11 protein-coding genes are annotated in these 11860 nt (G+C 40.4%); 2 read left to right on the top strand and 9 right to left on the bottom strand.

Features of this window, described 5'->3' with window-relative positions; genetic code table 11:
• From AAFN64_RS01765 to AAFN64_RS01725, 9 genes are all read right to left on the bottom strand, one after another.
• Nucleotides 1-363, bottom strand: coding sequence for an S-adenosylmethionine decarboxylase (locus AAFN64_RS01765; protein ID WP_347759084.1), 363 nt, complete (start codon nucleotides 361-363; stop codon nucleotides 1-3).
• Between the two features lie 99 nt (nucleotides 364-462).
• The gene (locus tag AAFN64_RS01760) at nucleotides 463-792 is read right to left on the bottom strand and encodes a 2Fe-2S iron-sulfur cluster-binding protein (RefSeq protein WP_300490598.1); all 330 of its coding nucleotides are present in this window, start codon (nucleotides 790-792) and stop codon (nucleotides 463-465) included.
• Between the two features lie 2 nt (nucleotides 793-794).
• A complete protein-coding gene (locus tag AAFN64_RS01755; RefSeq protein ID WP_300490601.1) occupies nucleotides 795-1853 on the bottom strand; it encodes an NAD(P)/FAD-dependent oxidoreductase in 1059 nt (352 codons plus the stop codon).
• 172 nt (nucleotides 1854-2025) lie between these two features.
• On the bottom strand, nucleotides 2026-2265 hold the full coding sequence (locus tag AAFN64_RS01750) for a NifU family protein (RefSeq protein ID WP_256551594.1): 240 nt from the start codon (nucleotides 2263-2265) through the stop codon (nucleotides 2026-2028).
• Between the two features lies 1 nt (nucleotide 2266).
• A complete protein-coding gene (locus tag AAFN64_RS01745; protein WP_300490609.1) occupies nucleotides 2267-3397 on the bottom strand; it encodes an Mrp/NBP35 family ATP-binding protein in 1131 nt (376 codons plus the stop codon).
• Between the two features lie 337 nt (nucleotides 3398-3734).
• Entirely contained in the window at nucleotides 3735-6137 is a 2403-nt protein-coding gene (locus AAFN64_RS01740) for an ABC transporter permease (protein ID WP_347759083.1), read from the bottom strand.
• Between the two features lie 2 nt (nucleotides 6138-6139).
• Nucleotides 6140-6883 carry a head GIN domain-containing protein gene (locus AAFN64_RS01735; RefSeq protein ID WP_347759082.1) on the bottom strand — a complete coding sequence of 248 codons (744 nt, stop codon included), beginning with the start codon at nucleotides 6881-6883 and terminating at the stop codon, nucleotides 6140-6142.
• A 30-nt stretch (nucleotides 6884-6913) separates the two neighbouring features.
• Nucleotides 6914-7627, bottom strand: coding sequence for an ABC transporter ATP-binding protein (locus AAFN64_RS01730; RefSeq protein ID WP_136403996.1), 714 nt, complete (start codon nucleotides 7625-7627; stop codon nucleotides 6914-6916).
• Between the two features lie 122 nt (nucleotides 7628-7749).
• Nucleotides 7750-8991, bottom strand: coding sequence for an efflux RND transporter periplasmic adaptor subunit (locus AAFN64_RS01725; protein WP_347759081.1), 1242 nt, complete (start codon nucleotides 8989-8991; stop codon nucleotides 7750-7752).
• Between the two features lie 147 nt (nucleotides 8992-9138).
• On the opposite strand from AAFN64_RS01725, the gene AAFN64_RS01720 reads away from it, so the two are divergent.
• Nucleotides 9139-10494 (top strand): sigma-54 dependent transcriptional regulator, encoded by a 1356-nt coding sequence (locus AAFN64_RS01720; RefSeq protein WP_347759080.1) that lies wholly within the window; start codon nucleotides 9139-9141, stop codon nucleotides 10492-10494.
• Between the two features lie 11 nt (nucleotides 10495-10505).
• Nucleotides 10506-11858 carry a HAMP domain-containing sensor histidine kinase gene (locus tag AAFN64_RS01715; protein ID WP_347759079.1) on the top strand — a complete coding sequence of 451 codons (1353 nt, stop codon included), beginning with the start codon at nucleotides 10506-10508 and terminating at the stop codon, nucleotides 11856-11858.
• Nucleotides 11859-11860 lie beyond the last annotated feature (2 nt).

Below are 11860 nucleotides of genomic sequence, written 5' to 3'. Positions count from 1 at the left end.
TTATCTGTTAATTTCAAAATTTTTAATAACATCCGCCTGAAAATAGGCGATATAATCATTTGCCATGTTTTTCACTTTTGCCGAATTGTCCTGAAGATAATTACACAAATAAATATCCATGGTGAGTTGGTTGTATTCCGGCCAGGTATGAATACAGATATGCGACTCTTTTAAACAGACAGCAATCGTAAAACTACTATTGTCAAAAGTGTGTGTTACTATACCTACTTTTTCGAGTTGGTATTTTTCCAGTATCGTTTCGGTAAAAATAATAAAATCTTCTGCTGTGATAAGCTTACGGCTATCCGAAACAGAAAGTGTTAGAAGTTGATGTAATCCGGGAGAATACGAAGTTTGTGTCATTAATTATACCCCATTCGGGAAATTTATCGCGTGTAGTAATTATACGGCAGACTTCTCAAAATGTTACAAAAAAAGCGAAGAAAAATCTTCGCTTTTTTATTATTCCGGAGCCAACTCCAGTTCTAGTCCGTTTATTGCTTCCGTGATGTGAATCTGACATCCAAGCCTACTGTTATCTTTTACATTAAAAGCTTCCGATAACATCGCCTCTTCATCATCGTTCATTTCCGGTAGGCCCACATCGTTGAGTATATAACACTGGCAGGATGCACACATGGCCATTCCGCCGCAAATACCGATGGTTCCTTCCGGCGCCAGTTCGTAGGCACGTACCAGCTCCATGATATTCATATTCATATCTGTAGGCGCCTGCACCTCATGAACCGCTCCTTCACGGTCTGTAATGATTATCGTTACATCCTGAGACATGGCTATTCAATTGATTTTACAACCGCTTTTTCGGCTTCCTTACGGGTACCGTCAAAACCGTCGACACCACTTACGGTGGTATATTTTAATACGTATTTTTTACCCGGATTCAGTTTGTTATAAACACTCTGACACATTAAAGTGGCTTCGTGGAAACCACATAAAATCAGTTTTAATTTACCCGGATAGGTATTGATATCGCCAATGGCATAAATTCCTTCGATATTGGTCTGATAATCCAGCGCATTGTTTACTTTAATCGCATTTTTCTCGATCTCAAGTCCCCAATTGGCAATAGCGCCCAATTTTGGTGTTAATCCGAATAACGGGATAAAATAATCGGTTTCTACATTCATACGTGCGCCATTGATTTCGATATCTACCGATTCAATACGTTCGGATCCTTTAAAACCAACAACTTCAGCTGGTGTGATCAAACGAATTTTACCTGCTTTTTTCAATTCCTGAACTTTTTCAACCGAGTCCAAAGCACCACGGAATTCGTTTCGACGGTGTACCAGCGTTACTTCCGAGGCTACATTCGATAAAAAGATACTCCAGTCCAAAGCCGAATCTCCTCCTCCGGAAATTACTACTTTTTTATTGCGGAATTTTTCCGGATCTTTTACAAAATACTCTACACCCTTATCTTCCTGCTCGTAAAACTCCAAATCTTTCAGGATTGGTTTTCTCGGTTCAAAACTTCCCAATCCACCGGCAATAGCGACTGCTTTTGCGTGGTGTTGCGTACCCTTATCGGTGGTTACAATAAACGTTCCGTCTTCCAGTTTTTCTATAGTTTCCGCTTTTTCATTTAGCGTAAATCCCGGTTGGAACTGTTTGATCTGTTCCATAAGATTATCGACCAAATCACCTGCCAATACCGACGGAAATCCCGGAATATCGAAAATAGGTTTTTTAGGATATAACTCGGTTAATTGTCCTCCCGGTTGCGGAAGACCATCGATAATATGGCATTTTAATTTTAAAAGTCCGGCTTCGAAAACGGCAAAAAGTCCTGTGGGACCTGCACCAATAATTAGTATATCTGTTTCAATCATTACGTAATGGATTAATTAAGGACACAAATGTCCCTCGAATTATTTTCTTGTTCTATGACAAATATCAAGAAATCTAACGATGGAAGGCATTATACTGCCTGTCAGGAAATATCCTGAAGACAAAAAAAGTCCCGGCTTCTGTATCTCAAAAGCCGGGTACTGTATCCTGAATTTATGCTACGTTAACCACAGTTTCGATCTGCGGCACATATTTTTTGATCGTAGTTTCCACACCAGCGCGTAACGTCATTTGGTTTACGCTACAAGCTGTGCAGGCACCTTCAAGGCGAACTTTTACATGCTTATCGTCTTCAATTTCGATAAGCGTAATATCGCCACCATCCGAATTTAAGAACGGACGAATTTCTTCCAGTGCTCTTTCAACGTTTAGTTTGATTTCTTCTGTTGTCATTTTATTTCTTTTTTACAGCTGAACATCCAGCCATCGTGGTAATTTTTATTGCTTCTGTAGGCGGCAGACTTTCATTTCTGCTTACTACTTCCTGTACTACGGAACGCGCCAGTTCTTCAAATGCTTTTTCGATTGGCGATGCCGTTTGCAAAGCGGCCGGACGACCGTAATCGCCTGCTTCGCGAATGCTTTGTACAATTGGCACTTCTCCTAAGAAGGGTACCTGTAAGTCTTCTGCAAGATTTTTCGCACCTTCTTTTCCGAAGATATAATATTTATTGTCCGGTAATTCATCCGGTGTAAAATAGGCCATGTTTTCAATGATTCCCAAAACCGGTACATTGATGCTTTCGGCCTGGAACATCGATACTCCTTTTTTAGCATCGGCCAAAGCCACTGCCTGAGGCGTACTTACCACCACCGCTCCGGTAATTGGAAGCGATTGCATGATCGACAGGTGAATATCTCCTGTTCCCGGTGGTAAATCCAGTAACATAAAATCCAGTTCGCCCCAATCGGCATCAAAAATCATCTGATTTAAAGCTTTCGAAGCCATTGGACCTCTCCAGATTACCGCCTGATCCGGACTGGTAAAGAAACCGATAGATAAGATTTCCACACCGTAACTCTGGATGGGTTTCATTTTGGATTTTCCGTCCACCTCAACCGAAATCGGACGTGCTTTTTCCACATCAAACATAATCGGCATGGAAGGTCCGTAAATATCCGCATCCAAAACACCAACCTTAAAGCCCATATTCGCCAGCGTTACCGCCAGATTTGCCGTAATAGTCGATTTTCCAACGCCACCTTTTCCAGATGAAACAGCGATAATATTGCTGATTCCTGGAATCGATTTACCTTTGATTTCCGGTTTTTCCGGAGCTTCAACTTTTATATTGACTTTTACTTTTGCCTTATCGTATATTTTTTCATGGATCACTTTCATAATGTCCACCTCAGCGCGTTTTTTGATATGCAACGCCGGGGTGTGCAATAATAAATCCACTACTACTTCATCTCCGAAAGTGATTACGTTTTGTACCGCACCGCTTTCTACCATATTTTTACCTTCTCCCGCTATGGAAATCGCTTCCAATGCTTTAAGAATTTCTTTCCTGTCTAATTTCATTATTTTATTCGCTTTAAGTCGTTTATTAAGACTGACTTTATGTTACAAAGATAAGATGAAAAGTTCTTAAAATAAAGATAAAGAATTGTATTTGTTTATTGCGCAATAGCTTCGCTTTACACTTCCGGTTTCAAAACCCCTAATCCGGGACAATAACGGGAATTCAAACCGGTTTCCAGCTGCTTATTTTTTAAAGAATTTCCGATTTAATTTCGAAAATCCATTTTAAAATTCAATTTTCGGGTAGTCAATCTGAGTTTTTCCGCTGTTACTTCAAAAAAAAGCTGCAACCGAAACATGTCCGATTGCAGCAAAAGGTAGTAAAAATCAAAGTGGATTATTCGTATTTCAGGTATTTCAGAATATCGATCCTTGTTGCCTGATAGGCTTTCGAAAGCACGATAAGCAATGTGAGCGATAATAAGACCACAAAACCAATAATAAACGGCAAGGTGGTTATCGAAATCCGGAAAGCAAAGTCTTCCAGCCATTTATTAAGCAGGTAATACGCCGGCATCGCTGCCAGAATAAAACCGATAATACAAAAAATGATGTATTGTGTCGACAGGTTTTTAAGTAGCATTCCGGTTTCGGCACCCAATGTTCTTCGGATCGCGATTTCTTTTATACGTCTTTCGATCGAATACGATGCCAACGCAAACAATCCGAACAATGCTATAGTGATCACTACAATATTGAGCAGCGAAAATAAATTGCGTTGTTTTATATAGGTTTCATAGGTCCGGGCGTATTCTTTATCTACAAAATCGTATTTAAACGGATATTCGGTGTCGACTTTCTGCGTCCAGAATTTCTCCAAACCGGCAATCGTCTGATCCATGTTTTGTGCATCGACTTTTACATATATTTTATTGATATTGGTTTGCATCCACGGAACCGTTTTAATGTGAAAGAAAACCATTGGCGGTATTTCCCGCTGTAATCCATACAAATGGAAATTGTCGACTATTCCAACCACTTTTAATTTTTGGCCGTTCCATTCGATTTCTTTTCCAATCGGATCTTTTTCACCCATCTTATCCCATGTTACTTTATTGATCAACATTGTACTAACGGTATCGGAAGCCAACTCCGGTGAAAGCATTCGCCCCTGAAGCAGTTTTATATTCAACATATTCAGTAAATCAAAGTCGATTCCCATATTTTGTGCCTGAATGTTGTTGTCGTTATGTGTAAAGCCTGTTGAAGACGTAGCACCTCTGCCTGAAAAATTAAAGGTTCCGGCTCCTACTCCCTTAACGCCTTTTATTTTTTGCAATTCCTGTTGAAATGTTTTGTAGCGTTCGTAATCGGTTCCGTCTCTTTTTGCACGATACGGAATCGTTACAATCTGGTCGCCTTTATAGCCCAATTCCTTACTACTCATATAGCGTACCTGTTGGTATACGATATACGATCCGATAATAAAAAATGTCGCAATGGCAAACTGAAGGATCAACATTCCGTTTCGAAGCCATATTCCGTTTTTACTTCGTCCGAAATTACCTTTCAGTACTTTTAAGGTTTCAAAATTCGACACATATATTGCCGGAAAGATACCCGCCAATGCGATAACCACGACCACAATCAACAACAATTGCAAATAGAACTGACTTCCGATCATTTGGAGGTCTTTTTCTAAGAACGAATTATAAAACGGCAGAGCAAGCTCCACGATCATCATCGACAAAATCAAGGCCCCGAAAACCACTAATATAGTTTCGAAAACAAACTGCCATACGATTTGTTTTTTAGTCGCTCCGATAATTTTTCGGATACCGATTTCTTTCGCTCTTTTAATCGCATTTGCCGTGGCCAGATTGATATAATTCACAATAGAAAGTACCAGAATCAGAATTGAAAGCCCCATCATGATCATCAAAAACTGGTAATTCCCTTTTCCTTCTACCAAACCGCTGGTTAAGTCACTAAGTCGTGCTTTTGACAATGGCGTCATGGAAACCTTGATAACTCCGTATTTTTTAATAAACTCCTGTTCCGTAATTCCCATTTCGGCAGCGTTTTTCCGGATGCGATGTTCGTAGTAAATTTTTTCAATTTCTTTACAGACCGCGTCTACTTTGTCCGGACTCTTAATTTTTAACATTAATCCGTAATTAAAATCACCCCAACTTTCGCTGTTTTTATCCATTTTTAAATACAACATCACGTCGGGTGCCATCGACGACTTACCCGGAATACGGTATACGCCTCGTACCGCATACGGTTTGCCATCGTAGATCATTTGTTTCCCTATCGGATTTTCATCTTTAAAAAACAACTTGGCAACGTCTTCCGACAATGCGATACTATTTTGATCCTGTATGGCTGTTTTCGCGTTTCCGGCTATAAATTCAAAAGGGAAATACGAGAAGAAATTACTTTCGGCAGCGCCAATTTTCTTGATCATTTCTTTTTTTCCATTGTAGTTCAGAATTTCTTCCGAATACCAGGCTGTATAATAACAGTAACTTTCGATATTTTTGGATGATGCCTCCAGCATCGGACCGGTTGGCGCTACATTCCACGCCCATTTACCGGCATCGGCCACATCATTAATCACTTCATAAACCTTGTCTTTTTCCGGGTTCCATTCGTTATACGCGTGCTCTTCATTCCAATACAAAATGGCAAAGATTAATCCGGAAATCCCGATGCTTAATCCCAATATATTGAGTATTGAAAACAGTTTGTGTTGCTTAAAATGATACACAAACACTTTTAACCAGTTTTGTATCATTGTTATTTAGCTGTAATGGTTCCTAATGAATTTTTGTCTGTCGTAAGCGCTTTCGGTTTGCCGGAATATTCAATAGCAGCTACCGAACTGGCGGATGCATCCAGTTTTTCGGTTACATGTACCGTTACTTTCGAGGCATTTGCCGCTTCAACGATAGCATATTTTACGTCCAGATCACCGGCTTTAAAAACCGATGCCGATTTTGCTACCACTTTTAATTCGCTTGCTTTTCCCGTTATCGTTGCTTTTCCGGCACTTGCTAAGGATGCCTTTAGCGTCGTTGTCTGAATAGCACCTTTAAAAGCCGATCCGGAATTGATGTCCAATTGTACGTTTTTTGATTTGATGTTTCCATCCAGACGCGTTCCCGACGTAAGGGTGATTTGCACATTCGCTGTTTCCACTTCATTTTCGAAGGTCATTTTGGCACCGGAAGCCAATTTAAAATTGGCAACATTCGGACCGGAAACGTCAACCCGTGCCATTTCGAAATTATTGGTTCCTTTGTTGGATTTTATCTTTATTTTCAAGACCCCTTTCTCTACTTCGGTCGTGATCTGTTGCACTTTATCGGCCGTATCGGAGGTTACTTTTACTCCGGTTGTTTTACTTTGCGTATAGCGTATTTCAACTCCGGTATGGCCTTCTATGGTTGTAAAATCGGCTACGGTTCTATTTTCGCTTACCTGTGCCTGGCATACAAATCCGATAAGACTTATGGTTATGGCAATTACAATTCGTATCATGGTTTTTCTTTTTTAAAGTTGTGGTTGTTTTTAATTTTCTTTGGCATCGACCAAAACATCTACATTTCGGGCGTTTTGTTTTTCGCTGAGAATCACGCCATCTTTCATATGAATGGTACGTTGTGAAAAGGATGCATCGTAATCGGAGTGGGTTACCATCATGATCGTCGCACCATTCGCGTGTAAATCGGTTAGCAATTCCATTACTTCATTTCCGTTACGGCTGTCCAGATTTCCGGTTGGCTCATCGGCCAAAATGATTTTTGGATTGGTGATCAAAGCCCGCGCTACGGCTACCCGTTGCTGTTGTCCGCCCGAAAGTTGTTGCGGATAATGTTTTAGGCGATGGGAAAGCGAAAGACGTTCGGCAATGGCTTCCACTCGTTTTTTGCGTTCCGCACTACCCACATTATTGTAAATAAGCGGCAATTCGATATTGTCATATACCGACAACTCGTCGATCAGGTTAAAGTTCTGGAAAATAAACCCGATTTGCTGTTTGCGCAACTTCGCTTTTTCATTTTCCTTTAGTCCGTTGATTTCCTGACCTAACAGCTTATAGCTCCCACTGGTGATACCATCCAAAAGTCCGATAATATTAAGCAGGGTTGATTTCCCGCAACCCGAAGGTCCCATTACGGAGATAAAATCCCCTTCGTTAATTTGCAGCGCAATCTGATTTAATGCGGCTGTTTCCACTTCTTCCGTCCGGAAAACTTTAGAAAGATTTTGAATGCTGATCATAACTGTTCGTTTTTTAGATTGATTGATTTTTTCGATTTCCCGTTTCCGGGTTTTTATATTTTGTTCTTTTGTTTATCCGACTTAAAAATGGTTCGGTTAAAGTTATTATTAATTCCATTATTTTACTTGTCAAATTGTAAAACCGCCACTTCTTTATAATCCTGATAGGAAGAGGTGATTACGTTTTCACCATCTTTTAATCCTTCCAGCACTTCAAAATACAGCGGATTTTCACGTCCCAGCTTGATCGTACGTCGGATGGCTTTATCACCATTGACTACAAAGATCCAGTTTCCGGAGGTTTCCTGATTAAAACTTCCTTTGGGCAATACCAGCGTTTTCACACTTTCGGAAAGGGTTAATTTAACGCCAAAGCTTAAGCCCTGTTTTAAATCCAGCTCTTTGGCGTTTTCAAAATTCAGCTCGACCTGAAATTTACCTTCTTTAACTTCCGGGATTACTTTGGCAATATGTACCGGGAACTGTTTCCCTTTGTATTCGATCGTTCCTTTTTGTCCAACCGATACGCGCTCCAGGTAAAATTCGTCGACTTTTGCAACCAGTTTATACCCTTGCATCACATCAATTTTCCCAATGCTTTCTCCGGCCTGATAGTTTTTACCTAAAATCGGCTCGAACGAAGAAAGTCGTCCGGATAAGGGTGCCGTAATCAAGAAGTTCTTTTTATTCCCTCGCAAAATGTCAAGGCTTTTTTCCATTGTCGCAATCGAACGATTGATTTGCTGAATCTGGACTTGGTTGGTTTGTTTTTCTTTTTGAATACTTTGCTGGATAATATTTTTGCGCTCCTGTTGGTAACGGAAGCCTTCCCGTGTGGTTTCCCATTCGTTTTTGGCGATGATTCCTTTTTTAAACAGTCGTTCGTTAAGATCGTATAATTGTTTGGCCGTATTGTAATCGTGTTCGATGGCGATCAGGTCTTTTGCCAGGTTTAATTCCTGATTTCGGATATCCAGTCGCGCTTTGTTAAGGTTATTGATTTGTTCGATCATCGACGTCTCCTGTGTCAGGTAGCTTAATTCCGTATTTGGGTTAAATAATTTGGCCAATGCCTGTCCTTTTTCGACATGACCTCCATTTTCCACAAAAATTTCCTGAACCGAACCGCCTTCAATGATGTTGATTAAAATAGAGTTTAACGGTTCGGCTTTCGCCTGAAACATAATAAAATCTTCAAAGTAGGCTTTACTCACGGTTTTGATGCTAACTTCATCCCGCTTTATATTCAGACTTTTTTCTTTTGTGATCATGGAATAGGCAAAATAGCTAACGGTCAAAAAAAGCAGCACTATCCCTATACGATAGCTATTTTTTCTATTTTTACGAGTGATAACAGTATCCATTTTTTGATTTTTTGATACCATACACAAAGACAATTTCGTGCCATTGTTTTAAAAATCAAGAACCTACTGATTATCAATTGTTTTATAATTCGCCCTAATTTTGAAGTGTTCAATATCGGACACTTTTTTGTCCGAAACCGAACAACCATGAAAAAAAAACAAGCACAGATTTTAATTATCGACGATCAGGATGATATTCTTTTGGCCGCAAAACTGCTGTTAAAAAAACATTTTGAAACCATTCATACCGCCAATTCTCCAAAAAAATTAGTCCAATTACTTGCCGATAATCCTATTGATGTGGTACTTCTGGATATGAATTACCGTATCGGTTTTGAAGACGGACGCGAAGGTATTCATTGGTTAAAGGAAATAAAATTGCTTGCTCCGAACACGGTAGTCGTTCTGATGACCGCTTTTGGAAAAGTGGAAACGGCTGTCGAGGGACTTAAATCCGGTGCTTTCGATTATGTGATGAAACCGTGGGACAACGATAAATTACTTACGGTGATCAACAATGCCGTAGCCCAAAGTCGGAAAGACCAGAAAAAGAATCCCCCACAACTTCAAGTCGGTCAATCGGTTTTTATGGGTAATGCTCCCAAAATCAAACAGGCCTATGCTATTGCAGACAAAGTCGCCAAAACGGATGCCAATGTACTTATCCTTGGTGAAAATGGAACCGGAAAATATGTTTTCGCCGATTATATTCACCGGCATTCGGGCCGGAAAGACCAACCGTTTATCGCGGTTGACCTCGGTTCTCTAAACGAAAACATCTTCGAAAGTGAATTGTTCGGTTATGCGAAAGGTGCTTTTACCGATGCCAAATCCGATACTGCCGGACGTTTTGAAGCCGCACAAGGCGGAACGATTTTTCTGGACGAAATCGGGAATGTTCCGTTGCATTTGCAATCCAAGTTATTACAAGTGATCCAGAATAAAACCGTTACCCGATTGGGTGAAGCCAAAAGCCGACCTTTAAATGTGCGTATCATCACGGCGACCAACCTCGACCTGAAACAGGAAGTAGCGGCAAAAAACTTCCGGGAAGATTTATTCTATCGGATCAATACCATGACGATTCCATTGCCGTCATTGCGCGAACGAAACGAGGATATTATTCCGCTTGCGCACTTTTTATTGGGACAATTGGCCGCAAAATATGGTCGGGATGGGTTACAATTTCAGGAGAAAGCACTGGAAAACATGGAAAAACATCGTTGGAACGGTAATATCCGCGAGATGGAAAACCGGATCGAAAGGGCTGTAATCCTTTGTGAAGAGGCGACTATCACCGCTTCCGATCTGGATCTGACGTCCATTTCCGAACCGGATGAGGTAGCAGAAGACCTGCAATTGTCGGATCTTGAAAAACGAACCATCGAAAAAACGTTACACAAACATCAGTATAACATTAGCAAAACAGCCGAAGAATTGGGACTTTCCCGAGCGGCTTTATACCGCCGAATCGAAAAATTCGGGATTGCAACCAACGATTAAATCCGCCGCTTATGACACAATCCTGGAAAATATACAATGCTTTTTTTATCCGGTTACTGCTATTGCTGGTACTTCTCGGAAGTTGTATTTTGCTGTTTCAGAAACAGCTTTACTATACGTTATTTGGTTTTGTTTTTTTCGGGGTCTTAGTACTACTGGAAATGTATTATTTTATCCGAAATGCTTTTTTATTTTACGATAAAACCATCACCGCTATTTTACAGCAGGATTATTCGGCCAGTTATTCCGATGCGTATAAAACCGGAAATTACAGCAAATTGTACCAGCTTTACGAAACGCTAAAAGAACGGGGAAACGAGCAAACGTCCAAGGAACTTGTGTACCGAACCATTTTAAACAATATCGACAGCGGTGTTTTAATCCTTGAAAAAAAGGAATCGGAATGGGGTATTTTTTTGATGAACGATTATTTTTCAAACCAGTTTACGGTACCAAAGGTTTCCAAATGGCATTATCTGAAAAAGCAGATTCCATCGTTTTGTTCGGCTATCGAGCAATTTGACTTTCAGGAAGTGAAAACATCCGTGCAAATTCGTGCAAATGCCGATGCGGAGTTTCAGACGTTCCGCTTACAGGCGTCTTTAAGTAAGAGTTACAATACCGAATATTATATTATTTTTCTGGATTCCATTCAGAAGGTAATCGAGAAAAAAGAGAAAGAAGCCTGGATCAATCTGATGAAGGTGATTTCGCATGAATTATTAAACTCGCTGACACCGATTCGTTCGCTATCGCAGAATTTACAGGAAATTGTGGATCAGGACGATTTAAGTTCCGAAGATCTGGACGATATTCGGTTAAGTCTTTCGACGATCATCAACCGAAGTGATCATCTTCAATTCTTTGTCGACAATTACCGGAAACTGGCGATGTTACCCTCACCTCAAAAGGAAAAAACCGCTTTACAATCGCTCGTACAATCTTGTATCGACACCATGATGCCGTTGTTTAAATCCCTTGGGATTAGCGTCCATAATAACATTGATTTTGACCGTTGGCTTTATGTCGACCGTAACCAATTGGAACAGGTTATCCTAAACCTGCTTACCAATAGTATGTATGCGCTAACCGGAGATTCGACGGATTCGAAAGTAATTGAACTATCCGCATCGGTGGCGAATAACCGTTTGTTTATTGTGATTTCCGATAGTGGTTCCGGAATTGAAAAAGAGATTCAGGATAAAATTTTCCTTCCGTTTTTTACCACGCGGAAAGAAGGTGCCGGTATTGGTTTGACATTATCCAAAAACATCATCGAAGCCCATGGCGGTTATCTCAATTACCAACGCGACAGCGCGCATACAACGTTTGTTATTAGTCTGATTGAAGGAGAAAATTCGTAGTA

It is taken from the genome of Flavobacterium sp. CAU 1735 (assembly GCF_039888695.1).
In the GTDB taxonomy this organism is placed as follows: domain Bacteria; phylum Bacteroidota; class Bacteroidia; order Flavobacteriales; family Flavobacteriaceae; genus Flavobacterium.
The sequence above is the reverse complement of the archived record's forward strand: the minus strand, read 5'-3'. Positions and strand labels throughout refer to the sequence as shown.